At 65.5% G+C, this 25,183-nt stretch carries 23 protein-coding genes; 7 read left to right on the forward strand and 16 right to left on the reverse strand.

What is annotated here, in order from left to right:
* The first annotated feature begins 102 nt into the window (after positions 1 to 102).
* A complete protein-coding gene (locus tag H0P51_RS18425) occupies positions 103 to 387 on the forward strand; it encodes a hypothetical protein (RefSeq protein WP_180914274.1) in 285 nt (94 codons plus the stop codon).
* On the opposite strand, the gene dnaG is transcribed toward H0P51_RS18425, so the two are convergent.
* Positions 377 to 2,350 carry a DNA primase gene (gene dnaG / locus H0P51_RS18430; RefSeq protein ID WP_180914276.1) on the reverse strand — a complete coding sequence of 658 codons (1,974 nt, stop codon included), beginning with the start codon at positions 2,348 to 2,350 and terminating at the stop codon, positions 377 to 379. The two genes, H0P51_RS18425 and dnaG, sit on opposite strands and share 11 nt — an antisense overlap.
* Positions 2,351 to 2,359: 9 nt before the next feature.
* On the reverse strand, positions 2,360 to 3,637 hold the full coding sequence (locus H0P51_RS18435; protein WP_180914278.1) for a deoxyguanosinetriphosphate triphosphohydrolase: 1,278 nt from the start codon (positions 3,635 to 3,637) through the stop codon (positions 2,360 to 2,362).
* 253 nt (positions 3,638 to 3,890) lie between these two features.
* Here H0P51_RS18435 and H0P51_RS18440 point away from each other — a divergent pair, with 253 nt between their 5' ends.
* Both H0P51_RS18440 and H0P51_RS18445 read left to right on the forward strand, forming a co-directional pair.
* Positions 3,891 to 4,841 carry an esterase family protein gene (locus H0P51_RS18440; RefSeq protein WP_180914280.1) on the forward strand — a complete coding sequence of 317 codons (951 nt, stop codon included), beginning with the start codon at positions 3,891 to 3,893 and terminating at the stop codon, positions 4,839 to 4,841.
* A 115-nt stretch (positions 4,842 to 4,956) separates the two neighbouring features.
* On the forward strand, positions 4,957 to 6,957 hold the full coding sequence (locus tag H0P51_RS18445) for a TPM domain-containing protein (RefSeq protein WP_180914282.1): 2,001 nt from the start codon (positions 4,957 to 4,959) through the stop codon (positions 6,955 to 6,957).
* Positions 6,958 to 7,108: 151 nt separating this feature from the next.
* On the opposite strand, the gene H0P51_RS18450 is transcribed toward H0P51_RS18445, so the two are convergent.
* From H0P51_RS18450 to H0P51_RS18470, 5 genes are all read right to left on the reverse strand, one after another.
* Positions 7,109 to 7,393: a WXG100 family type VII secretion target gene (locus tag H0P51_RS18450; RefSeq protein ID WP_083111340.1), complete on the reverse strand. Its 285-nt coding sequence runs from the start codon at positions 7,391 to 7,393 to the stop codon at positions 7,109 to 7,111.
* Positions 7,394 to 7,455: 62 nt separating this feature from the next.
* Positions 7,456 to 7,752, reverse strand: coding sequence for a WXG100 family type VII secretion target (locus tag H0P51_RS18455; protein ID WP_180913534.1), 297 nt, complete (start codon positions 7,750 to 7,752; stop codon positions 7,456 to 7,458).
* A 134-nt stretch (positions 7,753 to 7,886) separates the two neighbouring features.
* Positions 7,887 to 8,216 carry a hypothetical protein gene (locus tag H0P51_RS18460; RefSeq protein WP_246398070.1) on the reverse strand — a complete coding sequence of 110 codons (330 nt, stop codon included), beginning with the start codon at positions 8,214 to 8,216 and terminating at the stop codon, positions 7,887 to 7,889.
* Positions 8,217 to 8,348: 132 nt separating this feature from the next.
* On the reverse strand, positions 8,349 to 8,504 hold the full coding sequence (locus H0P51_RS18465) for a hypothetical protein (RefSeq protein WP_180914284.1): 156 nt from the start codon (positions 8,502 to 8,504) through the stop codon (positions 8,349 to 8,351).
* A 32-nt stretch (positions 8,505 to 8,536) separates the two neighbouring features.
* Positions 8,537 to 10,075: a phospholipase C gene (locus tag H0P51_RS18470; protein WP_246398857.1), complete on the reverse strand. Its 1,539-nt coding sequence runs from the start codon at positions 10,073 to 10,075 to the stop codon at positions 8,537 to 8,539.
* 505 nt (positions 10,076 to 10,580) lie between these two features.
* Between H0P51_RS18470 and H0P51_RS18475 the strand changes: the two genes are divergently transcribed.
* Positions 10,581 to 11,285 (forward strand): GAP family protein, encoded by a 705-nt coding sequence (locus H0P51_RS18475; RefSeq protein WP_180914287.1) that lies wholly within the window; start codon positions 10,581 to 10,583, stop codon positions 11,283 to 11,285.
* A gap of 105 nt (positions 11,286 to 11,390) precedes the next feature.
* Here H0P51_RS18475 and H0P51_RS18480 read toward each other — a convergent pair whose 3' ends face one another.
* From H0P51_RS18480 to H0P51_RS18500, 5 genes are all read right to left on the reverse strand, one after another.
* Positions 11,391 to 12,584 carry a PPE family protein gene (locus H0P51_RS18480; protein ID WP_180914289.1) on the reverse strand — a complete coding sequence of 398 codons (1,194 nt, stop codon included), beginning with the start codon at positions 12,582 to 12,584 and terminating at the stop codon, positions 11,391 to 11,393.
* 218 nt (positions 12,585 to 12,802) lie between these two features.
* Complete coding sequence (locus H0P51_RS18485) at positions 12,803 to 13,984, reverse strand: PPE family protein (RefSeq protein ID WP_180914291.1); 1,182 nt, start codon at positions 13,982 to 13,984, stop codon at positions 12,803 to 12,805.
* A 262-nt stretch (positions 13,985 to 14,246) separates the two neighbouring features.
* The gene (locus H0P51_RS18490; RefSeq protein WP_180914293.1) at positions 14,247 to 16,019 is read right to left on the reverse strand and encodes a PPE family protein; all 1,773 of its coding nucleotides are present in this window, start codon (positions 16,017 to 16,019) and stop codon (positions 14,247 to 14,249) included.
* Between the two features lie 25 nt (positions 16,020 to 16,044).
* On the reverse strand, positions 16,045 to 17,901 hold the full coding sequence (locus H0P51_RS18495; RefSeq protein WP_180914295.1) for a PPE family protein: 1,857 nt from the start codon (positions 17,899 to 17,901) through the stop codon (positions 16,045 to 16,047).
* Positions 17,902 to 18,135: 234 nt separating this feature from the next.
* Complete coding sequence (locus tag H0P51_RS18500) at positions 18,136 to 19,518, reverse strand: glycine--tRNA ligase (protein ID WP_180914297.1); 1,383 nt, start codon at positions 19,516 to 19,518, stop codon at positions 18,136 to 18,138.
* Between the two features lie 214 nt (positions 19,519 to 19,732).
* Between H0P51_RS18500 and H0P51_RS18505 the strand changes: the two genes are divergently transcribed.
* Together H0P51_RS18505 and H0P51_RS18510 are read left to right on the forward strand one after the other, a co-directional pair.
* Complete coding sequence (locus H0P51_RS18505) at positions 19,733 to 20,131, forward strand: ArsR/SmtB family transcription factor (protein WP_180914299.1); 399 nt, start codon at positions 19,733 to 19,735, stop codon at positions 20,129 to 20,131.
* Complete coding sequence (locus H0P51_RS18510) at positions 20,128 to 20,520, forward strand: Fur family transcriptional regulator (RefSeq protein ID WP_180914301.1); 393 nt, start codon at positions 20,128 to 20,130, stop codon at positions 20,518 to 20,520. Before H0P51_RS18505 ends, H0P51_RS18510 begins: the two co-directional genes overlap by 4 nt.
* An 8-nt stretch (positions 20,521 to 20,528) precedes the next feature.
* On the opposite strand, the gene H0P51_RS18515 is transcribed toward H0P51_RS18510, so the two are convergent.
* From H0P51_RS18515 to recO, 3 genes are read right to left on the reverse strand one after another with little or no spacing between them, the layout of a single operon-like run.
* Positions 20,529 to 20,927: a hypothetical protein gene (locus H0P51_RS18515; RefSeq protein ID WP_180914303.1), complete on the reverse strand. Its 399-nt coding sequence runs from the start codon at positions 20,925 to 20,927 to the stop codon at positions 20,529 to 20,531.
* Positions 20,928 to 21,821, reverse strand: a complete 894-nt coding sequence (locus tag H0P51_RS18520) for a decaprenyl diphosphate synthase (protein ID WP_180914305.1) — start codon at positions 21,819 to 21,821, stop codon at positions 20,928 to 20,930.
* On the reverse strand, positions 21,814 to 22,611 hold the full coding sequence (recO, locus tag H0P51_RS18525) for a DNA repair protein RecO (protein ID WP_180919073.1): 798 nt from the start codon (positions 22,609 to 22,611) through the stop codon (positions 21,814 to 21,816). Before recO ends, H0P51_RS18520 begins: the two co-directional genes overlap by 8 nt.
* A 62-nt stretch (positions 22,612 to 22,673) precedes the next feature.
* On the opposite strand from recO, the gene H0P51_RS18530 reads away from it, so the two are divergent.
* Entirely contained in the window at positions 22,674 to 24,185 is a 1,512-nt protein-coding gene (locus H0P51_RS18530; protein WP_180914307.1) for an amidase, read from the forward strand.
* On the opposite strand, the gene H0P51_RS18535 is transcribed toward H0P51_RS18530, so the two are convergent.
* Positions 24,182 to 25,129, reverse strand: a complete 948-nt coding sequence (locus tag H0P51_RS18535; RefSeq protein WP_180914308.1) for a GlxA family transcriptional regulator — start codon at positions 25,127 to 25,129, stop codon at positions 24,182 to 24,184. The two genes, H0P51_RS18530 and H0P51_RS18535, sit on opposite strands and share 4 nt — an antisense overlap.
* Between the last annotated feature and the right edge of the window lie 54 nt (positions 25,130 to 25,183).

Below are 25,183 nucleotides of genomic sequence, written 5' to 3' on the forward strand. Positions count from 1 at the left end.
GCGGTTTCGGGTCAGCGGCCCTTTGCCAGCAACTGGGGTGCGCCGAACCCGGGTCAGATGAGGCAGGATGGACCTATTCACTCGTCTCTCGGAGGGATCGCTTTGATCGGGTATGTCGCCGTGTTGGGGGTGGGCTACGTGCTGGGCACGAAGGCCGGACGTCGCCGCTACGAGCAGATCGCCGGCACCTATCGCGCCGTGACCAGCAGCCCCGTAGCCAGATCGCTCATCGACGGGGGACGCCGCAAGATCGCCAACCGGATCTCCCCCGACACGGGGTTCGTGACGCTCACTGAGATCGACGCACAGACCGCCGTCGTCGAACGCGAAGGCGAGCACCGAGTGGACGACCTGCAACCGGCGGCGGAACCGCAAGTCACGCGGTAAGGCCGTCACCGCTGGCCTGCTCCAGCAGGCTTCGGCGGTAAGCCTCCATCGCAACCAGGTCTCCGAACAGCGCGTGGTACTCGTCGCCATTTTCGATCGGAGACATGCGCTGCAGCTTGGACTTCACCTCGGCAATCTGGCGGCCCATCCAGACCTCCTGCAGCCGGGCCAGCACTCCGCCGATGTATCGGGGTAGCTGTTCGTCCTCGGCGCGGATCACCTCGACGCCCAGCTCGGTGACCAATCCGGCGGTCAATGCCGAGTTGGTGTGCTGACGCACCATGTCCAGCCATTGGGCTCCGCTGACGCCGATTGAGGTTCCACCTGCCGCCTCGATGGCCGCGCGCACCGCCGCGTAGCCGGGATGCGTGAAGCTTTCGACGGTCAGGGTGTCGAACACCGGGCCGGCCAACGCCGGAAACTGCAACGCCGACTTGAGCGCCTCACGCTGCGGCCACAATGTCGGGTCGCGCGGATCGGGACGGGCGGCTGCGGGTGCGGCGGCGACCGTGCCGGCGGTCTGCTGGGCGGAGTCTTGCACCCGGCGCGGGGACGGCTTGGTCCCGCTCTGGCCGGGATTCTTGGCTTTCTTGGCTTCGCCCCGGACCCGGTCGATGACTTGTGCGACATCGTCCCAACCGACCCAGCCCGCCAGCTGACGCGCGTATTCGTCGCGCAAGGTAGGGTCCTTGATCTGGCCCACCATCGGCACGCAGCGACGTAACGCGGCCACCCGGCCCTCGGCGCTGTCCAAATCCATTTCGGCGATAGCAGTGCGAATCGCGAACTCGAACAACGGGGTTCGCCGAGCCACCAGGTCGCGCAGCGCGCCGTCTCCTGCTTTCAGCCGGAGGTCGCATGGATCCATGCCGTCCGGGGCGACGGCCACGAACGACTGGCCGGCCAGCTGCTGCTCGCCGGCGAAAGCCTTGAGCGCGGCCGCTTTGCCGGCCTCGTCGCCGTCGAAGACGTAGATCAGCTCGCCGCGAAAGAAGCTGTCGTCCATCATGTGTCGGCGCAGCATCGCCAGATGTTCGTCGCCGAACGCGGTGCCGCAGGACGCCACGGCCGTGGTCACCCCGGCCAGGTGCATCGCCATCACGTCGGTGTACCCCTCGACCACCACCGCCTGGTGGCCCTTAGCGATGTCGCGCCTGGCCAGGTCGATGCCGAACATCACCGACGACTTCTTGTACAACACAGTTTCCGGCGTGTTGACGTACTTGGCTTCCATCGGATCGTCGTCGAACAGCCGTCGCGCCCCGAACCCGATCACCTCGCCGGACGAGGTACGGATGGGCCACAGCAGCCGCCGGTGAAAACGGTCTATCGGGCCGCGCCGGCCCTGCCTAGACAAGCCCGCCGCTTCCAGTTCCTTGAACTCAAAGCCCTTGCGCTGCAAATGCTTTGTCAGGGTATCCCAGCCAGACGGGGCAAATCCGCAGCCGAACCGGCGGGCAGCCTCGGCATCGAAGCTGCGCTCGGTCAGGTACTGCCGGGCCGGGGCCGCCTCGTCGGACTCCAGCGCCTGGGCGTAGAACTCCGCGGCCGCCGCGTTCGCCCCGACGAGTCGGCTGCGGCTGCCGCGGTCGCGCTGCACATTGGTGGCCGAGGCGCCGGTGTAGGTGATGGTGTAGCCGATGCGGTCGGCAAGCATCTCGACAGCCTCGACGAAGCTGACGTGTTCGATCTTCTGGACGAACGCGAAAACGTCGCCGCCCTCCCCGCAGCCGAAGCAGTGGAATTGGCCGTGGTTGGGACGCACGTTGAACGACGGCGACTTCTCGTTGTGGAACGGGCACAACCCCTTCATCGAATCGGCGCCGGCCCGCTTGAGTTGCACGTAGTCGCCGACGACTTCCTCGATCCGGGTGCCTTCCCGGATGGCGGTGATGTCGCGATCGGAAATCCGGTAACGGCCGCCGCGACGGCCATCGTCCCTGGAACCTGCCGGACTCGACACGGGCTCAGTCTAGGCCGTTGCCCCGGTGCCGATATCAGAGGCGATGCGCTCCAGCCGGCCTTCGGTGTAAGAGGCGATCTGGTCGACGACCACGCGCAGCCGAGCCCCGTCGTCGGCCGCGGTGTTGAACGCCGCGGCAAACAATGGGTCGAGTGTTTGCGGTGCTCCGGCAAGCAGCCAGTGCGCCACCCGGTGAATCCGCTCGCGCTGGGCAACCTGGGCCTGCAGGTGCCGCGGATCGGACATGATGAACTGCAGCGCCAGCATTTTCAGCAGCGCCACCTCAGCCCGCACCAGGTCGGGCACGTGCAGGTCAGCCTGGTAACGCACCAGCGGCCCGGGACCGGCCACAGCGCGGGTGGTGGCGATCGCGGCCGTGGCGAACCTGCCGACCAGCTCGCTGGTCAGCCGCTTCAACGCGACAGACGCCGCCAGCGTGGCGTCGTACTTGCCGACCGCCGTCACTACCGGCAGCCCCGACAGCCGCCGGGCGGCCTCTGCCAACTCGTCGGCGCTGAGCCGCGAGAACTCGCTCTCCCCCAGCTTGGCCAGCCCAGCGGCCTCGTCCTCGTCCGCGAGCACCCGTAGATCAATCCGTTCGGAGACCACACCGTCCTCGACGTCATGCACGGAGTAGGCGACGTCGTCGGCCCAGTCCATCACCTGCGCTTCCAGGCAGGTCCGGCGCGGCGGTGCGGCGGCGCGGGCCCAGGCGGCGGCGGGTTGGTCCTCGGCGTAGAAACCGAACTTGCGTTCACAGCCCTCGCCGCGCTGCCACGGATACTTGGTCACCGCATCCAACGCGGCGCGGGTCAGGTTCAGCCCGGCGCTATACCCTTGTGCATCAAGGACTTTGGGTTCAAGGCTAGTCAGGATGCGAAAATTCTGCGCGTTGCCCTCGAAACCGCCGTAGCCGGCGGCGAACTCATCGAGGGCCCGCTCACCGTTATGGCCGTACGGCGGGTGGCCGATGTCGTGCGCCAGACCGGCCAACTCTACGAGGTCCAGATCGCAGCCCAACCCCACCGCCATGCCACGCCCGATCTGGGCCACCTCCAGCGAATGGGTCAACCGGGTGCGTGGCGTGTCGCCTTCCCGCGGCCCCACCACCTGGGTCTTGTCAGCTAGTCGGCGCAGCGCGGCGCTGTGCAGCACGCGCGCCCGATCGCGGGCGAAGTCGGTCCGGTGCTGGCCCTCGGTGCCGGGCAAACCGGCGGTCTTCGGCTCTTCGACGACGCGCCGCTCCCGGTCAGACTCGTCGTAGGGGTCTTGCTGATCAGTACTCACCGCCCCACAGTCTGCCAGCGGCCGGCGTCACCAAATCCACCGACCGAATGACGGTTGAGGCGGCTTGGCCGGGGTATCACAGGCACCGGGTCGGATCCAGGATGGACGAGGAAGCTGGCGGATTTGGACGGATTGGTCGCGCTGCTGTCGGCCAAGGTCTGGCCGCATTCGATCTGCCGCTCGGGTGACGCAATCAGCCGACGGCGGGGGCCGACGCAGATCCCCTGAGACAAAGTTCAGGAGTGGATTCAAAGTGAAGAACGACGTGCACACCAAGCGTTGGACATTACGAGCCGCGACCGCTGCCGTCGCGGCCGCCGCATTGCCGGCGTTCCTCGGAGTGGTCGGCAGTGTGCCGACCGCACGGGCGGCCGCGCCGGAGTTCCTGCAGGTCCCGTCGGCGGCAATGGGCCACGACATCACCGTGGAGTTTCAGCAGGGTGGGGCCCCCGCCGTCTATCTACTTGACGGTTTGCGGGCCCGCGACGACCGCAACGGCTGGGACATCGAGACGAACGCGTTCGACGAGTACCGGGGGTCGGGCATCTCGGTGGTGATGCCGGTCGGCGGTCGCTCCAGCTTCTACGCCGACTGGTACGGATCGGCGAACGGGGCCACTTACAAATGGGAAACCTTCTTGACCAGTGAGCTGCCGCCCTACCTGGCGGGCAAGGGTGTCCGCACCACGCGCAATGCCGTCGTGGGTGTTTCGATGTCCGGCTCGTCTGCGTTGATCCTGGCGGCCTACCATCCCGGCCAATTCGCGTACGCCAGCTCGCTGTCCGCCTACCTCACCCCATCCAGCGGCAACGGGCCCACCTTAATCAAGTTTGCGATGAATGACGAAGGCGGTTACAACCCGGAAGACATGTGGGGACCCTCGGGCGGCCCCGGCTGGCAGCGCAACGACCCCACCGTCCAGGCCGGCAGACTGGCGGGCAACAACACCCGCCTCTGGGTCTACAGCGGCAACGGAACCCCGTCTGAGTTGGGTCAGAACAGCCTGCCAGGCCAAGTCATCGAGCAGGTCGTGCTGCAGAGCAATATCGACTTCAAGAACGCCTATACCGCGGCCGGCGGACACAACGCCACGTTCAATATCGACGGCAGTGGCGTGCACAGCTGGGGCTACTGGAATGCGCAGCTGGTCGCCATGAAGCCGGACATGCAGCGCACCTTGGGGGCCGGCGGCGGGCAGGCCTGACCACTTGCACCGCGGCACAGGTTCACACCAGTGGAGTGGGCCTCGCCCGCAACCGCAGCACCCTCGTAATGGACCGCGCTCGCCGCAGCGACGCTCGCCGACGTTTAATAGCGACATGCGCATCACCCGCCTGCTCGGTTCGTTGCTGACAATCGTCGGCCTGGCGGCGGGGTCGCTGCTGCTAGCACCCGCCGCGGGCGCACAGCCGCCGTTCCGATTGCCGGGCTATATCACCGACAACGCCGGCGCACTGTCGGAATCCGGCCGGGCCGCGGTTACCTCGGCAACCATCAAGCTCTATGGCGACCGGCGCATTCGGCTATGGGTGGTCTACGTCGACACCTTCTCCGGCCAAAGCGCCGAGAACTGGGCCCAGCAAACCTACCGGGCCAGCGATCTGCACAACTATGACGCGGTGCTGGCAGTCGCGACCACCGACCGCGCCTACGCATTCCTAGTTCCCAACGGCGTTCAGGGCGTCAGCCCGGGTCAGGTCGACAACCTGCGGCACAACCAGATCGAACCGGCACTGGCCAACGGCGACTGGGCCGGGGCGGCCGTCGCCGCGGCCAACGGACTCAACGTCGCACCCACCTCCACCAGTCCTTTTCTACTGTTGGGTGCGCTCGGGGTCATTGCGCTGCTGGTGCTGGTGCTGCTCGTGCTGATGCGGCGACGCGCCCGCCGACGGCGCGTCAAAGCCCTGGCCGCGGCCCGCAACATCGACCCCACCGACGAGACCGCGCTGGCCGCGGTGCCGCTGGACATCCTCGACGAGCTATCCCGCGCCAGGGTGGTGGAAGTGGACAACGCCGTGCGCACCAGCACCAACGAGCTGGCGTTGGCTATCGACGAATTCGGCGACCAGCGCACCGCACCGTTCACCGCGGCGCTGAACAACGCCAAAGCGGCTCTGTCCCAAGCGTTCACAGTGCGTCAGCAGCTCGACGACACGATACCCGAGACCCCGGCGCAGCGGCGTGAGCTGCTCACCCGGGTGATCGTCTCGGCTGCCAACGCCGATCGCGAATTGGAGGCACAGACTGAGGCGTTCCAGCAGCTGCGCGATCTGGTGATCAACGCCCCGTCCCGGCTTGACGCCCTGACCCGGCAGTACGTCGAGCTCACCAGCCGCGTCGACCCTGCGGCGCAGCATCTAGTCGAGTTGCACAAAGAATTCGGCGCCGCGGCGCTGGCCTCGGTGTCGGGCAACGTCACCACCGCCAAAGACCGTCTGGACTTCGCCGACCGCAACATCGGCACGGCTCGCGATCTGGCCGGCCATGCCGTGAGCGGGCAGCAGTCACCTCTGGTGGACGCCGTGCGGGCTGCCGAATCCGCCCTGGGGCAAGCCCGTTCGCTGCTGGACGCGGTGGACAGCGCGGCCGGCGACATCCGGCACGCCGTTGCCAGTCTGCCCGCACTGCTCACCGAGGTGCAGGCGGCCATCAAACGCGCCAACGAGCAGCTGCAGAGCGCCAAGGGCAACAGCGCCACGCACCTCAGCGAACTGATTGGCGCTCGGGATGCGGCGGCCCGCGCGCTGGACAACGCCAGTGGCTCCGGCGGCACCACCGATCCGCTGAGCGCGTTTGCCCAGCTGACCAAGGCCGATGCCGAACTCAACCAGCTGCTGACCACGGTGGCGCAGGAGCAGGCCAACGCTGAACGCCTCAGCCGCTCGCTGGAGCAGGCGATGTTCACCGCCGAATCGCGGGTGCGGGCAGTGTCGGAGTACATCGACACCCGGCGCGGCAGTATCGGCCCTGAAGCCCGGACCCGGCTCGCTGAGGCGAAACGCCAACTCGAGGCAGCCCACGCCAGGAAGGCCTCGCATCTGACCGAGGCAATTGCCTACGCCAACGGCGCATCCACGCTGGCCTCCCAGGCGCAGTCGCTGGCCAACGCCGATGTCCAGTCGACGCAGCGCGCCTACATGCGCAGCACCGACAGCGACACCCGCGCCATGCTGGGCGGCATCATCATCGGCGATCTGCTCAGCGGTGGACTGCGTGGCGGGTTCGGTGGCTGGAGCCCGACATCATTTGGAGGCTCGTCCGGATCGTCGGGGGGCTCGTCCGGCGGCGGTTTCATGGGTGGCGGCGGCCGGTTCTAAGTTCGTTCTGAGTCCGAGCGTCCCCAGCACGCTGTAGGCAAAAAAGAACTGCGCACGTCTACCTGCGGAACTCGCCGCGGGTAGACGTGCGCAGTCGACGGTCGCGGCGGACGCACCGGCAAGCGGTGCGCCGCCCCGAACCGTACTTCTCTCAGGCCCAGCTGGACCCGACGGCGCTGTCGGTCTGCGCCATGTTGCTGCCGGCGCTCTGGACCTTTTGGCCGTGAGCGTTGGCCTGCTCGTAGATCACCTGGAAGTTGCGACCCAACTGGGTGATGAACTCTTGGCAAGCCACCGAACCGGCGCCGCCCCAGAAGTCACCGGCAGCCAGCACATCGCGAACGATGGCCTGGTGCTCGGCCTCCAAGTTGGCGGCCTGCGCGCGGATGAGCGCACCGTGAGCGTCGACGTCGCCGAACTGGTAATTGATCGTCATCGAACCTGTTCTCCTTTGTCTGTGGAAGTTGTTGGCCTGCAGCGATTTTCGCCGCAGTCGGACTAGCTGCTCAGAATCTGCTGCGACGCCTGCTCTTGCTGCTCGTAGTTGTTGGCGTCACGGATCAGACCGTCGCGAACCCCGTGAAGCATGTTCACGATGTTGCGGAAGGCCTGGTTCATCTGGGTCATCGTGTCCATCGAGGTGGCCTCGGCCAGACCACTCCAGCCGGCGCCGGAGATGTTCTGCGAGGACGCCATCATCCGGCGAGCCTCGTCTTCCACCGTCTGTGCGTGAGTCTCGAAACGACCCGCCATCGCCCGCATCGAGTGCGGGTCGGTCATAAAGCGAGTTGCCATGTTGCATGTCTCCTTTTGCTTACGTGGATGTGTTACTTGGATTTCTCAACCAGTTTTGATTGATGTGATCGCCGCCTTCGGGAACTCCGAAGCGGTCAATCACCCGTAGACAACGACAGTCTTGACCCTTTCTCTCATCCGGCTGCCGGCGAATGCGGGACCACGCTGCTACCGCGTGGCATCTCGAAACGAGGTTCAGCGTTCTCCGCTTCCCACTGTTTCCACTCAGCCCACTCATCCCACTCGTCGTTGCTCGGTTCGATCGGTTCCGGATCGACCGCACCGGGCACTACGACGACGTCTTCGACACCAGCTTCAGACTCCTTCGCCCAATGGTCGTAGTCGTCTGGCGGAACAGCCGTACCCCAGCTGAGCGGAACCGACAGTCCGCCGAGCATGCCTGACTCGCCCCGTTTCGCCGCCACCGAGTCTGGCGGCAAGGGCGGACCAAGAGGCAAAAGCACGGTGTCCCCTTCCAGCGCTGATGTCATAACACCATTGCTTGACGGCGAGTGCACACCACCAAGCACTCGAATCGTAAGCCAATTCTCGGCCCAGCATGTCCTGAATCCGGATATTCCCGGCAGCAAAACTCTTTAGTCGTGGTCGGCGCCGACGATGGCGCCCGCCGAACGCGGCCTTCTCAGCGTTTTCGACAACTCTTCGGTCGGGCGGCAGCTTTGCATCTGGCTGACCCAAACCGCGGCCGGCCACCCGATGACCAGCGTCGGAATGCTTTCGGCGACCGGCACTTTCCGTCGCCTCGAGACCGATGCGTAGTCCGCTAACAGAGGCCGCTTGGGGTGCCTCGGGTGGGCTGGGTTTCCTGGGTGGGCATGGATTGCGGGAACGGCACGCGATACGGAATCGAGGTCTTCGTCGTCGTGCCCAGCACAGCGTTGGGGACGCACTGCGGCAATTTCGGCAGCGCGGCCAGCCGCGGGTGGTCCAGATGCGGTTTCGAGGGATTCGGCGGGACCGCGAAATTGAACGCCGAGGTCATATCGCCGACGACACTATTGCGCCAGGCGCTGAGGTTGGGCACCGGCACCCCGAAGCGGGTGCTGATCAGTTTCAGCGTCGAAGTGTGGTCGAAAGTGTTGTGACACACCAGCGGACCGCGACTGTACGGCGAGATGACGATGCACGGTACGCGAAATCCCAAGCCAATCGGACCGCGGATCCCGCCTGAACCGGAAACCGAGTTGATGTCGGCGACGGTCACGTATTCGCCCGGGGTATTCGGTGGCGCTGTCGGCGGTATGACATGGTCGAAGAAGCCGCCGTTCTCGTCGTAATTGACGATCAGCGCGGTCTTCTCCCACACCGCCGGATTGGACAGCAGGATCCGGAGCGCGTCGACAATGCCCACCGCCCCAATCGAAACCGGGAACGCCGGATGTTCGGACAGCAGAAACCCCGGGAGCAGCCAGGAGACCTTAGGCAGTCTGTTGTTGCGGACGTCGGAGAAAAAGTCCATCGGATAGGTCGGTGCGATGCCGTAGCGGGCCAGGTTCGACCGCGGGTCGGCCGCCTGCTTGAAATCGTTGATCAGGCCGTTGTAGCCGATGACCGTGTTGTTCAGTGGACCTAGCAACTTGTTCTGGTACACCTTCCAGCTGACCCCAGCAGCTTCCAGGCGATCCGGCATGGTCTCCCAGCTGTACTGCTGTAACGGCTGGATATTGGGTTCTACGAGCACGGGCCCGCCGTGCGTGCCCTCCGGGTCGATCCAGGCGCTCATCCAATAGAGCCGATTCGGCGTGGTACCGCCCAGCAACGAACAGAAGTAGCGGTCGCAGATCGTGAAGGTGTCGGCGAGCAGATGGTGAATCGGGATGTCGGCTCGCGTGTAATATCCCATGGTCACCGGGGTGTTGCCCTGCAGAGGGCTGTGCGCCGCCTGCGCCGGTAGCCAGCCGTCGTTGGCGCCTCCGTTCCAGGACTGGTGCATGGCGGTCCAGCTGTGATCGGGGTCGTTCACGCATTCACCGGCGACCAGCGGGCCACGGGTGGTGTCGAACCGGAACGGAATGGTTGTCCCGGCAGGGTCGTTCGCCTGTGTCGCCGGGTTCCATCCCTTTTGCTGAAACACGTTCGGAGGCGTGGTGTCCCCGAATCCCGATACACCCGAAAGGGTGCCGAAGTAGTGGTCGAAGGAACGGTTCTCCTGCATTAACAGCACAATGTGTTCGATGTCGGTCAAATGACCGTTGCAGGGACCGGCGCCGTAGGCTTTTTCGATTATCGGCCCGGCAAGGTCCATGAATGCGCCGGCGGTGCTGGCGGCGGCAGCCTTCGCCAAAAATTGTCGACGGGTCATTCCGTCGACCGGGTGTTCGGTGCCCACACGCCCTCCTTGAAGGCTCATTCGCCGCCTGATCACGGTATATTCACGCGGCCGACCAGCCGCGGATACGGCGACCGGCGTGTCGGAATCCAGTTCCATTTCGCTGCACCGAGATAAAACTGTGACTCCGTTCTTGCACGAAGCGCTTGGATTAGTGCTAATGCCGTGTCACGCCGCCGGCAGCACCCCCGGTGTTGCGCGATAGCAAGAATGGCGGTCGCCGAAAAAATTAAAGTAATCGCATATTCCTAATCAATCCCTCACACAGCGATTCAATACTCGGACTGAGGAATGCGGCGGACGGGCGGCCCGAGGTCAGGGGCCATTTTTGAACTTGCGCCGGCCGAGCCTGCGCGGCAGGCCCCCTTAGCGATACGCCAGAAATGGTCCGATTGTCTGGATGCTCGTGGCGCGACGGGAAAACGGTGGCCGGCAATGGGTTTCGCGACCCTAACCCGGCGTTGTAGCGTCCGTTGCCATGTGGTGCACGGTGCTGGTGTTAGCTCTTGTTGCTACCGCCGACCCGATTCGGATCGGTGTCAGCGCCGTTTTGTCGTCGCGGCCCAGGGCGGCCGGCCCGCTGCTCGCGTTCTGGCTCGGCGGAATGGCGATAAGCGTTGTTCTGGCGGCCGGTGTGCTCTTTGGTTTGCGCGACGTCGCTGTGACGGCGATGCACCGAGTGCAACTCGCCGCGGCCACGACGACGGCAGCTCACATCCAGATCATGCTGGGTTCGTTGGCGTTGCTGGTCGCGGTCGCCGTAGTCGGTCTGTCGTCGCGCCGACGCACCCGACCGGGACTGGGGGCGCCCGGGCCATCACCCTCGGCCTTCGCAAGAATGTCGACGCGCGCGAACCATGCGTTAGAGACGAGGCCACTGGGCGTTGCGTTCGCACTCGGGATGGGAATGCTGGTGGACTTCCGGTTCCTGGCGGCGCTCACCGCGATCCTGGCCTCAGACGCGGCAATGCGGGTGCAGGTCGGCGCTGCCGGGGTGTACACCCTGATCGCACTGGCGTTTGTCGAACTTCCCCTGATCAGTCAATTCGCGGCTCCGGCCAGGACCGACCGTGTCATGGCCGCGGTGAATCAGTGGGCGAAGGCCCGCCGGCAACAGGTTTCCGCCGCCGTCATCGCCCTGCTCGGAGCCTTCTTGATGAGCCGCGGCCTCGGTCACGCCTGACCGTCGGCGTGTCACAACAGGTGTCGTAATGCGTTGCGCCACCGCTGAAAACAAAGACGCGGGCGACGCGCACCCCCTGCGTCACCCGCGCCACTGCGTAGACGGTTATCCGACGCCAGTCCGCGGGATCACACTCGGCCGGTTCTGTACGACATGCGGACTCGCACCACCGCGGCCCATCATGCCGCCGGGCATGCCCGCCCCGGCGCCGCCACCCATACCCATCGGCATCGGCATCATCGGCATACCGCCGCCGGCACCCGCCGCACCAGCGGCTTGCGCCATCTCTGCAGCGTTGGCACCGAGGCCCGCCATCGCCGAGCTGGCCATTCCCTTGGGTACCGAGCCCTGCCAGGTCGGCGGCACCGACATCGCGCCAACCAGTCGGGCGTTGCCGAGGCTTCCCGCCATACCGGCACCCAGGCCGGCCCCGCCACCGCCGATGCCCCGCATCGGATTGACGTCACCAACGAACTTCGGCGCGTCGGCCAGGTCAGCCGCGGTCGTGGCTCCGACCAGGCCAGCGGTGCCGGCGTTGGCGGTCTGCCCCACTTGCATCAGCGGACCCAGCATCATGCTCGCCGGCATCGCTGCGACCTGAGCGAAAGACGACATCTGCGCGATGGGCAGCGCCGAGGCCATCGCCGAAACCTGGGTCGCCGCAGTCGAAACACCGGCAACCGCGTTCGCGGCAACCGGGCTCAGTGCGGCGGTAGCCGAAGTAGCCAGCCCGGCAACATTGCCGTTGACCGTGGCAGCCAAACCCGCCAAATCCACCGGCGGCATGCTGAACGGCATCAAACTCTCCGCCACCGCCGTCGCACCCGAGTGATACCCCAGCATCGCCGCCACATCCTGAGCCCACATCTCCACATAATCGAACTCAGTCGCAAAAATCGCCGGCGTATTCAACCCCAAAAAATTCGTCGCCACCAACGTCGCCAACGACACCCGATTAGCCTCCACCGCCAACGGATGCACCGTCGCCGTCAACGCCGCCTCAAACGACGACGCCGCCGCCCGCGCCTGACCCGCCGCCGCCCCCGCCTGCGCCGCCGCCGCACTCAACCACCCCACATACGGAGTCGCCGCAGCCACCATCGACGCCGACGCCGGACCCGACCACGGCCCACCCGCCAACCCCACAATCACCGAATCAAACGAACTCGCCGACGCCGACAAATCCGCCGCCAAACTCTCCCAAGCCGCCGCCGCCACATGCAACGGACCCGACCCCGCACCAGCAAAAATCCGCGCCGAATTAATCTCCGGCGGCAACCACGCAAAATCCAAAATCATCAACAACCCCAACCCACCAGCCGCGTCAACGGCGCCAACAAAGCCTTGCCACTACGACCCGACACGCACCAGCCCACGGCCGGATCGTAAGACAGACCGATCCGAAAATCCGGGCTTTCGCCAAATTGGCCCAACACCCGGTAGCCGATCACGAACCGAGATAGCTACTCGTCCATCATATTCGGGACCCGCAGGTGCTCCCTGCAGGAATTGTGGCGCTATCCGACGCCGGTCCTCGGGATCACGCTCGGCCGGTTCTGCACGGGCTGCGGACTCGCGCCGCCGCGGCCCATCATGCCGCCGGGCATGCCCGCTCCGGCGCCACCGCCCGCGCCCATCGGCATCGGCATCATCCCCATACCGGAGCCACCGGCAGGCTGCGCCATCGCCGCGGCGCTGGGCATTCCGCCCAATCCCGCCATCGCCGAGCTGGCCATTCCCTTGGGTACCGAACCCTCCCAGGTCGGCGGCACCGACAGCGCGCCGACCAGTCGCGCGTTGCCCAGGCCTCCCGCCATGCCGGCACCCAGGCCGGCCCCGCCGCCCATCCCGCCCAGCGCCGGCGTCGTTTCCCCGACGAACTTGGGGACGTCGGCCAATCCTTCGGCGGCGCCGGTCAATCCGGCGGCACCGACGTTGGCGGTCTGCCCCAATTGCATCAGCGGACCCAGCATCATGCTCGCCGGCATCGCTCCGGCCTGAGCGACTTGCATCAGCATCGAGACGGGAGCCCCGGAGGCCACCGACTGCACACCGGCGATCAGTGTCGCGGCGCCCGCGGTGACCTGCTCAGCGATCGGGCTCAGTGCGGCGGTGGCCGAAGTAGCCAGCCCGGCAACATTGCCGTTGACCGTGGCAACCAAACCCGCCAAATCCACCGGCGGCATGCTGAACGGCATCAAACTCTCCGCCACCGCCGTCGCACCCGAGTGATACCCCAGCATCGCCGCCACATCCTGAGCCCACATCTCCACATAATCGAACTCAGTCGCAAAAATCGCCGGCGTATTCAACCCCAAAAAATTCGTCGCCACCAACGTCGCCAACGACACCCGATTAGCCTCCACCGCCAACGGATGCACCGTCGCCGTCAACGCCGCCTCAAACGACGACGCCGCCGCCCGCGCCTGACCCGCCGCCGCCCCCGCCTGCGCCGCCGCCGCACTCAACCACCCCACATACGGAGTCGCCGCAGCCACCATCGACGCCGACGCCGGACCCGACCACGGCCCACCCGCCAACCCCACAATCACCGAATCAAACGAACTCGCCGACGCCGACAAATCCGCCGCCAAACTCTCCCAAGCCGCCGCCGCCACATGCAACGGACCCGACCCCGCACCAGCAAAAATCCGCGCCGAATTAATCTCCGGCGGCAACCACGCAAAATCCAAAATCATCAACAACCCCAACCCACCAGCCGCGTCAACGGCGCCAACCCGGATGTGGCGGACCCGTCACGAGAGCCAGTCCACGGCCGGATCGTAAGGCAGATTCCGGCGATAATCCTGGTTTTCATCAGATTTTTCGGTTAATTCGACGAGTCTGTCGTTAACTGGCCCGGGCACCGGCCGCGACCGGACAACAATTCGCATCGTTGTTCGAATGCCGGGGGCATGGGATTGGGAGTTATGTTCTCCGAACTCGGAATGGAACACGCTTCTAGAACAAGCCCTTGAGGACTCCCGACTGCGCGTTGCCCGCAACGAGGATGCCGGAGCTGCCGATCCCGGAGTTGAAGATTCCCGACGTCAGATATCCCGCGATAAAGAAGCCCGCGTTGCGGTTCGAGGCATTGTAGACACCGGCGTTGAAGTATCCGGTGTTGAGAATGCCCGAGTTGCCGCCGGGGGCGGTCACCGTGCTGGTATTGACGTAGCCAGAGTTGCCGATCCCAGAATTCTGCAAGCCGGAGTTGCCGGAGCTCGTCGAATCAAGATGACCGAAGCCCGAATTGCCCGTCCCAGCATTGAAGAAGCCCGAGTTTGGCCCACCTTGCGTTGCCGCACTAAAGAACCCGGTGTTCAAGCCGCCAGCGTTGAACGCGCCGGTGTTGGTGTTGCCGGCATTGACCAGACCGGTGTTGACATCGCCCGCGTTACCGAAGCCGGAATTGACATCACCGGCATTGAGGAAACCGGTGTTCACGTCACCGGCGTTACCGAAGCTGGTGTTGGAATCGCCGGAGTTAAAGCTGCCCGCATTGAAGTTGCCCGAGTCGAAAAAGCCGAAATTGCCAGCACCCGCGTTGGCCGCACCGGTGTTCGTGCTGCCGCCATTCCAGAATCCGGTGTTGACGCTGCCCGCGTTGCCGAAGCCGGTGTTTCCGACGCCGGAGTTGAACAAGCCGACGTTGCCGTCGCCGGAGTTGAAGAACCCGATGTTGTTGTTACCCGAGTTGAATAACCCGATGTTGCCGGTCCCAGTGTTCAACGCGCCGAACCCGACCTGGTTGTCGCCCGTAAGCCCAAAGCCGAAGTTGTTGTTGCCGGAGTTCCCGAAGCCAACGTTGCCGGTGCCGGTGTTACCGAAGCCGATGTTGTTACTGCCGGCGTTGCCGCTGCCCAGGTTGCTGTTACCGGTATTGCCACTACCGAAATTGGTGTTGCCGATATTGCCGCCGCCGACGTTGGTGTTGCCGATGTTGCCGCTGCCGAGATTCGTGTTGCCGATGTTGCCGCTGCCCAGGTTTTGGCCGCCGAAGTTGCCGCTGCCGACGTTGAAATTGCCGCTATTGCCGCTGCCCAGGTTGGTATTACCCCGATTGCCGCTGCCTAGGTTGCTGCTCCCGATGTTGCCGCTGCCCAGGTTGCTGCTGCCGATATTGCCGCTGCCCAGGTTGCTGTTGCCGATATTGCCGCTGCCGACGTTGAGCGAACCGATGTTTCCGAGTCCGAGGTTGATACCTGACAAGGCCTCCTGCCAGGACGACAACGCCGCAGCCGCCGCCGACGCCCCACCGTGATACCCCACCATCGCCGCCACATCAGCAGCCCAGAACTGCTCATACACACTCTCAGCAGCCGCAATCGCCGGCGCATTCTGACCCAACACATTCGAGACCACCAACTGCACAAACGCATCCCGATTCGCCGCCACCACCAACGGATGCACCGTCGCCGACAACGCCGCCTCAAACGCACCCGCCACCGCCTGCGCCGACACCGCCGCCCCCGCCGCCCGCGCCGACGCCGCCGACAACCACCCCGCATACGGCAACGCCGCAGCCCTCATCGCCTCAGCCGCCGCACCCTGCCACGCACTGCCAGCACCCCCCGCCAAACCCGACGCCACCGCCACAAACGAATCCGCCGCCGACCCCAACTCCTCAGCCAACCCCGACCACGCCGCCGCCGCCGCCAACATCGGCGCCGACCCCGCACCAGAAAACAGCCGCAACGAATTGATCTCCGGCGGCAACACCACGAAATTCATCGAAACGCCCTTCAGGAAAGTGCGGTCAGCGGAAGAAGCCGGAAAGTCCCGAGCCGGTGTTGAATCCACCGGAGCTGTCGTTACCGGAGTTCGAGATGCCGGAGGTGTTGTTGCCGGTGTTGGAGTAGCCCGCCGAAAAGTTGCCGTTGTTTGAGAAGCCGGCATTGTTCGTGCCGATGTTGCCGAAGCCGGAGTTATACCCGGCGAGCAGAGCCGGACCGCTGTTGGAGAAGCCGGAGTTGCCGATGCCGAAGTTGTTGTATCCAGAGTTGTAGCTGCCGTTGGGGTCGCTGTGGCCCCATCCCGAGTTGTTCGTACCGACGTTGCCGAAACCGGAGTTCGCGACCGGTTGACTGACGGCGCTGAGGAATCCGGTGTTGAGGTTGCCGCCGTTGAAGCCGCCAGTATTGATGTCGCCGCCGTTGAAGAGGCCCGTGTTGTAACTACCGCCGTTGAAGACGCCGGTGTTCGAATTCCCCGCGTTCAAGAATCCGGTGTTTCCGGCGCCGGCATTCCCGAAGCCGGTGTTGCTCCAACCTGCGTTGAAACTACCGGAGTTGTAGCTGCCGCCGTCGCCCAGTCCAAAGTTGGAGTTCCCGGCACTTCCAATGCCGGTATTGGAATTGCCGGCGTGCCAGAAGCCGGTGTTGAAGTTGCCGGCGTTGCCGAACCCGGTGTTGCCGTTTCCGGAGTTGAAGAAGCCGACGTTGCCGTCGCCGGAGTTGAAGAAGCCGATGTTGTTGTTGCCCGAGTTGAACAGTCCGAAATTGCCGGTCCCGGTGTTCAATGCCCCGAAACCGCGCTGGTTGTCGCCGGTGAGCCCGAATCCGATGTTGTTGTTGCCGGAGTTCCCGAAACCGATGTTGCCGGACCCCAAATTGCCGAAGCCGATGTTGTTACCACCGTTGTTACCGCTGCCCAGGGTGAAGCCGCCGATGTTCCCGCTGCCCAAGGACAGATCACCGATGTTTCCGCTGCCGATGTTGATAGTGCCGAAGTTGCCGCTGCCCAGGTTGAGGCTGCCGATGTTGCCGCTACCCAGGTTTCCGGAGCCGAAGTTGCCGCTGCCCAGGTTGAAGTCGCCGGTGTTGCCGATTCCGAAGTTGCCGGTCCCAATGTTTCCGCTGCTTAGGTTGAAGCTGCCGATGTTGCCGCTGCCCAGGTTCCAGCTGCCGATATTGCCGCTGCCCAGGAAATTGAGATCCCCGATGTTGCCGCTGCCGATATTGAGGGAGCCGATATTGCCCGAGCCGAAGTTCAGGACGAGGTCGCTGAGCCCCGCGGCCGCCGCGGCCGGGGCGGCCGCGGCGTTTGCGAGCTGAGCGCCTAGCGCTCCCGGCAGACCTTGCAGGCCTGTCAAAGCCTCCTGCCAGGACGACAACGCCGCAGCCGCCGCCGACGCCCCACCGTGATACCCCACCATCGCCGCCACATCAGCAGCCCAGAACTGCTCATACACACTCTCAGCAGCCGCAATCGCCGGCGCATTCTGACCCAACACATTCGAGACCACCAACTGCACAAACGCATCCCGATTCGCCGCCACCACCAACGGATGCACCGTCGCCGACAACGCCGCCTCAAACGCACCCGCCACCGCCTGCGCCGACACCGCCGCCCCCGCCGCCCGCGCCGACGCCGCCGACAACCACCCCGCATACGGCAACGCCGCAGCCCTCATCGCCTCAGCCGCCGCACCCTGCCACGCACTGCCAGCACCCCCCGCCAAACCCGACGCCACCGCCACAAACGAATCCGCCGCCGACCCCAACTCCTCAGCCAACCCCGACCACGCCGCCGCCGCCGCCAACATCGGCGCCGACCCCGCACCAGAAAACAGCCGCAACGAATTGATCTCCGGCGGCAACACCACGAAATTCATCGAAACGCCACTCCTTTGGCCAACTATTCGCAACCGCGCACCCGGCTGTTACCGAGATCCGCAAGCCGCGGACGGGGCGCCTGATCGAGCAACCCGGAACCAAGTAGCGACCCTAAGCGCCCCTGGAATCAAAATCCCGGATTTCACCCGCGACGCGCGGCTGGTCGCGGCCAGCCAGCACTGGCCAGAGGGACCGGGCTCGCCGCGGCGCGATGTGGGCGACGAAAGTGCGGCTCAGCTGCCTTTGAGACGCACAGCGAGATAGTCCGCGACACTGTCCATCGCGACCCGCTCCTGGCTCATCGCGTCCCGTTCGCGAATCGTGACGGCGTTGTCGTCGAGTGACTCGAAGTCGACGGTCACGCAGTACGGCGTGCCGATCTCGTCCTGGCGGCGGTAGCGCCGGCCGATGGCGCCAGCGTCGTCGAATTCGATGTTCCAAGATTTGCGCAGTTCGGCGGCCAGGTCGCGGGCCTTGGGGCTCAGATCGGCGTGCCGCGACAGCGGCAACACCGCGGCCTTGACCGGCGCCAGCCGCGGATCGATCCGCAGCACCGTGCGCTTGTCCATGCCGCCTTTGGCGTTCGGCGCCTCGTCTTCGGTGTAGGCGTCAATCAGAAACGCCATGAACGAGCGGGTCAGGCCGGCCGCCGGTTCGATCACGTACGGCGTGTAGCGGGTGTCGCTGCCCTGGTCGTAGAAGGAGAGCTCGGTCCCGGAATGCTTGCTGTGCGTCGAGAGGTCGAAGTCGGTTCGGTTCGCGACGCCTTCCAGTTCGCCCCACGGGTTGCCGGCGAAGCCGAATTTGTACTCGATGTCCACGGTGCGGTCGGAGTAGTGCGACAGCTTCTCTTTGGGGTGCTCATACAGTCGTAGGTTCTCTGGGTCGATGCCGAGGTCGATGTACCACTGTCGCCTGGTGTCGATCCAGTACTGATGCCACTCCCTGGCCGTCGACGGCTCGACGAAGAACTCCATCTCCATCTGCTCGAACTCCCGCGTACGGAAGATGAAGTTGCCCGGGGTGATCTCATTGCGGAAGCTCTTGCCGATCTGCCCGATCCCGAACGGCGGCTTTTTGCGGGACGTCGTCACCACATTGGCGAAGTTGACGAAGATGCCCTGCGCGGTCTCTGGACGCAGATAGTGCAGACCCTCTTCGGTCTCGATCGGCCCGAGGTAGGTCTTGAGCATCATGTTGAACTCGCGCGGTTCGGTCCACTGACCCTTGGTGCCACAGTCCGGGCAGACGATCTCTGTCATCGGGACGTCCTCGGGCTGACCGCCTTTCTTGAGGGCGTAGGCCTCCTGCATGTGGTCCTGCCGGTGCCGCTTGTGACAGTTCAGGCACTCCACCAACGGGTCGTGGAAGACCTCGACGTGGCCGGATGCCACCCACACCTCGCGCGGGAGGATGATCGACGAATCCAGACCCACCACGTCGTCGCGACCGGTGACAATGGCTCGCCACCACTGACGTTTGATGTTCTCCTTCAGTTCCACGCCCAGCGGACCGTAGTCCCACGCTGATTTGGTGCCACCGTAAATCTCCCCGGCGGGGAAGACGAAGCCGCGCCGTTTGGCCAGGTTGACTACGGTGTCGATTACAGACGCCACGGGGCGTGGGCTCCCTTCGGAGAATCAGCCAGACGCGGGGGCCGATGGGCTGCCCGCAAAACATCAGTCATGGTAGCGACCGTTGCACCGGTCTTTGACATGCATCATCATGCATGTGACAGTGGAGAGCAGCCGCGGGGTGTCGAGAGGTGGGTCCGAGGCTAATCAGGTGCAATCGATTGCTTAGTACTTCAAGAGGTGGTGACCGCACACGGTGACGTCGCCCTGGACGCCTGCGCCCCCTTCCGCCGACGACGACCTGGTCGGCCCGCACGAGCACCTGGTCGACGCTTTCACGCCGCGCGCCGCCTACCCGACTCCGCCAGCGCGGGAAATCCTTGATGCCGCCGGTGAACTGCTGCGCGCACTGGCCGCGCCGGTCCGGATCGCCATTGTGTTGCAACTCCGCGAATCCCAGCGCTGCGTCCACGAATTGGTGGATGCGCTCGGGGTGCCGCAGCCGCTGGTCAGCCAGCACTTGAAGATCCTGAAGGCGGCCGGTGTGGTGTCCGGCGAACGGTCCGGTCGCGAGGTGCTCTACCGGCTCGCCGACCATCACCTGGCGCACATCGTGGTCGACGCGGTGGCGCACGCGAGCGAGGACAACCCATGACCGGGACGAGCGTCCGTTCCACCCGCCAACGAGCGGCCATCTCGACACTGTTGGAGACCCTCGAGGAGTTCCGCTCCGCGCAGGAATTGCACGATGAGTTGCGACGCCGTGGCGAGAACATCGGTTTGACGACGGTCTACCGCACCCTGCAGTCGATGGCGACCGCCGGCCTGGTGGACACGCTGCGTACCGACACCGGCGAATCGGTCTATCGCCGATGTTCGGATCACCATCACCACCACCTGGTGTGCCGCGGCTGCGGCTCCACCATCGAGGTGGGCGACCACGAAGTAGAGGAGTGGGCCGCCGAAGTCGCCAGCAAGTACGGTTACTCGGACGTCAGCCACACGATCGAGATTTTCGGCACCTGCTCCGACTGCCGCGCCTGACCACAGCGCTAGCCGAGCAGTTCAGTGCGAATCCGCGCGCCGCTGTCGAGTACCAGCAGGATGAGCGTGCGCAGCGCGTCGTCAGTCAGGCCGGCACCGGGAAAGTTGTACCGCAGCATCACGTCCCCGGCTTTCTTCTTGCCCAGGTCCTTCGCCAGCACGCTCACCGAGCCGAAGTTGAGATCGCGCCCCTGACGGGCCACCTGGTCGGTGACTTTCCTGGTTAGCGGCACGTCCCAGGCGATCACCTGGGTCAGTGACACCATGTCGAGGTCCTCGACGATGTTCACGACTCGTAGCGAGGCGAACGTTCCGTTGTGCCGGACGGTGATCGCGCCATCGGCCTCCTCCGCCACGGGCAGTACCTCGCTGAGTAGCGGTGTGAGTCGCTGCTGCAGGGATGACATCTAAGCGCTCCCGAATCGTCGATTACGCGAGGCGTATTCCTCGCAGGCCGCCCACAGATCGCGGCGGTCGTAGTCCGGCCACAACTTGTCCTGGAAAACAAACTCGGCGTACGCCGCTTGCCACAACATGAAGTTGCTGGACCGATGTTCCCCCGACGTGCGCAGGAAAAGGTCGACATCGGGAATATCAGGCCGCTGTAGGTAGCGGGAGATGGTGGCCTCGGTGATGCGGTGTGGGTTGAGCCGTCCGGCCGCGACCTCGTCGGCGATCCGGCGAGTGGCCTCAGCTATCTCAGCGCGGCCACCGTAGTTGACGCAATAGTTGACGGTGATGACGTCGTTGCGGGCGGTCATCTCCTCCGCGATCGCCAGTTCGTTGATTACGCTGCGCCACAGGCGCGGTCGGGAACCGACCCACCGGATCCGGACCCCGATGTCGTTGAGGTTCACCCGGCGCGTGCGGACCACGTCCCGGTTGAAGCCCATCAGGAAGCGGACCTCCTCGGGTGAGCGCTTCCAGTTCTCCGTGGAGAACGCATAAAGGCTGAGCCACTTGATCCCGAGTTCGATTGCACCGCAGACGATGTCGATCACCACCGCTTCGCCCATCTTGTGGCCCTCGGTCCGGCTGAGGCCGCGTTGGGTGGCCCAGCGGCCGTTGCCGTCCATCACGATCGCGACGTGGTTAGGCAACTGGGCCGCCGGGATCCTGGGCGCGACGGCCTTCGAAGTGTGCTGCGGCGGCCGTCGCGGTCCCCCGTCCCGCGACGGCGGCAGCGGCGGGAAGACAACTGGCCATGTCGAGGTGTCGGGAAACGTCGGATAGTCGTGCGGCGCCGGGGACAGCTGCGGGAAGTCGGCGGACCTCAGCTTTCGCTCGGCCTTTTTAGCCACACTCGCTATCCTGCCCGATCAGCGCGGCGCGGCGGTCGGCCAGGGTGCGATCGGCCTGGTAGTTCCGCTCCACCAGCGGCAGCGTTTTCAGCTGCCGTTCCAGATGCCATTGCAGGTGCGCGGCCACCAGTCCACTGACGTGGCTGCGGTGCGCCTGCGGTGAGCGCTCGGCGCTTTCCCAGTCACCGTCGTGCAGGGCCGACATCAGGTCCAGTACGCCCAACGGCGGTGTCGTCGCACCGGCCGGCCGACAGTGCGGGCAGACGCTGCCGCCGGCGGCGATGTGGAACGCCCGGTGTGGTCCGGGTGTGGCGCAGCGGGCACATTCGGTCAGCGCCGGCGCCCATCCGGCGGTGGCCATGGCGCGCAACAGGTACGCGTCCAACAGCAGATCGCGGGGCCGGCGCCCGTCGGCCACCGCCCGCAGCGCACTGACGGTGAGCTTGTGCAGCGCCGGGGCGGGCGCCCGCTCCTCGCCGGCCAGCCGCTCGGCGGTTTCCAGCATCGCGCACCCGCAGGTATAGCGGCCGTAGTCGCTGACGATGTCGGTGGCGAACGCGTCGATCGAAACGACCTGGGTGACGATGTCGAGGTTGCGGCCCGGGTGCAGCTGGGCGTCGATGTGCGCAAACGGCTCCAGCCGGGCACCGAATTTGCTGCGGGTGCGGCGTACGCCTTTGGCCACTGCGCGCACCAGCCCGTGATCGCGGGTCAACAGGGTAACGATCCGGTCGGCTTCGCCGAGCTTGTGCTGGCGCAGCACAACAGCCCGGTCTCGATATAGCCGCATCACCATAGTTTTGCACCCCGCCGCGACATCCTCGGTATCCGCGCCGATTAGTCTCGTACCCCGTGGTTGGCGCTTCTGGGTCTGGTTCTGGGGCCGTTTTCGGCTCCGGCCAGCAGCGCTTGCCCACCTTGACCGACCTGCTGTACCAGCTGGCTACCCGGAAGGTGACGTCTGCCGAGCTGACGCAGCGGTCGCTGCACGCCATCGATGTGAGCCAGTCCACCTTGAACGCCTTCCGGGTGGTGCTCACCGAATCCGCGTTGGCCGATGCGGCCGCTGCCGACCGACGCCGGGCCGCCGGGGATACCGCACCCCTGCTGGGCATCCCGATCGCAGTCAAGGATGACGTCGATGTCGCCGGAGTGCCGACCGCCTATGGGACCGACGGGTATGTCCGGCCCGCCGCTCAGGACAGCGAGGTGGTGCGCCGGCTCAAGGCGGCCGGCGCGGTGATCGTCGGCAAGACCAACACCTGCGAACTCGGCCAGTGGCCGTTCACCAGCGGGCCAGGATTCGGACACACCCGAAATCCGTGGTCTCGCCGGCACACCCCGGGCGGGTCTTCGGGGGGTAGCGCGGCCGCGGTGGCCGCGGGACTGGTGACCGCCGCCATCGGCTCCGACGGCGCCGGCAGCGTTCGTATCCCGGCAGCGTGGACGCACTTGGTGGGCATCAAGCCTCAGCGCGGCCGCATCTCCACCTGGCCCGATCCCGAATCGTTCAACGGCCTGACCGTCAACGGCGTGCTGGCGCGCACCGTGGCCGACGCCGCACTGGTCCTGGACGCGGCGTCCGGGAACGTCGACGGCGACCTACACAAGCCGCCACCACTTACCGCGTCCGAATACGTGGGCATCGCGCCCGGCCCGCTGCGAATTGCGCTGTCCACGCGGGCTCCATACACCTTCTTCCGGGCCAAATTGCATCCCGAGATCCTGGCCGCAATCCAGCAGGTGGGCGAGCAACTCGAGTTGCTCGGTCACACCGTCGTCAAGGGAAACCCGGACTACGGGATGAGACTTTCCTGGGATTTCCTAGCCAGATCCACCTCCGCATTGTGGGCGTGGCAGGAGCGGATGGGCGACGGCGTCAACTGGGACCCTCGCACGCTGTCCAACATGCGCACCGGCCACATGCTGTCGCAGGCCACGCTGCGCACCGCCCGCCGCCACCAGGCCACCGACCAGCGCCGGGTGGGATCAATTTTCAACATTGTCGATGTGGTGCTGGCACCGACCACCGCTCAGCCGCCGCCGCAGGCCCGCGCCTTCGACCGGTTGAGCAGCCTGGGCACCGACCGTGCCATCATTGCCGCCTGCCCGTACACCTGGCCGTGGAACGTGCTCGGCTGGCCTGCGATCAATGTGCCGGCCGGTTTCACCTCCGACGGGTTGCCCATCGGTGTGCAGTTGATGGGACCAGCTAACAGCGAAGGCATGCTGATCTCACTGGCCGCCGAATTGGAGGCCGTCAGCGGGTGGGCATCCAAGCAACCGCAACCCTGGTGGATCACCGGGAACAGTTCGCCGCCGATTCACAGCGTGCCCACTGGGCCGTCACCGAAAAAGCGCTAGCGGCGGGACGCTTCGCGAAAGGTGCCGCGATAGCTCTGCGGCGACACACCGACCACCCGCCGGAACTGTTCACGGAAATTCGCCGCAGACGCGAAACCGACTCGGCGCGAGATGCTTTCGATGCTGTCGCCCGTCGCTTCCAGGAGTTCCTGGGCCTGCCGGATGCGCACACCGCAAAGCCACTGCATGGGCGTTTGTCCGGTCTCACGGCGGAAACTACGGTTCAGCGTCCGCACGCTGGTGGAGGCGTGCCGTGCGACGTCGGCCAGGGTCAACGGCTGATCAACGTTGCGCAGCATCCAGGCCAGCACCGCATCGAGTTCAGTGTTGGCTGCGCGACGGTTGCGGACGATGAACTGCGCCTGGCCGCCAGTGCGGTACAGCGGGGCGACCGCCATGCGCGCCGCGTCCGCGGCCACGGCCGAGCCGTAGTCGCGGGCGACCATGTGCAGGCACAGGTCCATGCCCGCCGTCGCACCGGCCGAGGTGAGGATCTGACCTTCGTCGACGTACAGCGCATCGGCGTCCAGACGTACGGCCGGATAGGCGGCGGCGAAGTACTCGGCAGCCATCCAGTGGGTGGTCGCTCGCTTGCCGTCCAGGATCCCCGCGGCGGCCAGGGTGAACGCGCCGCTGCAGATAGAAGCTATTCGTGTTCCGTTCTGATGTGCGGTCGTCAGTGCCGCGACTACGTCTTCGCGAACTCCGGTGGTGACATCGTTGCGTCCGGGCACCACGATGGTGTCGGCCCGGCCGAGCTCGTCCAGACCGAACTCGGTGGTGATGCTGATCGGCCCGGCCGCCACGACGGACTCGACGCCGCACACCCGCACGCGATAGCCGGGATCGCCGCTGGCCAGCCGGACCCGGCCGAATGTCTCGATCGCGATGGCGAGGTCGAACGCGATGACGTCGGACTCGGCCAAGACGGCGATCGCGTGCATGCATTGGCAATATACCCGCGCATCATGTCTATCCGGCCACTAGTCGAATACCGA

Source organism: Mycobacterium vicinigordonae, assembly GCF_013466425.1.
Classification (GTDB): domain Bacteria; phylum Actinomycetota; class Actinomycetes; order Mycobacteriales; family Mycobacteriaceae; genus Mycobacterium; species Mycobacterium vicinigordonae.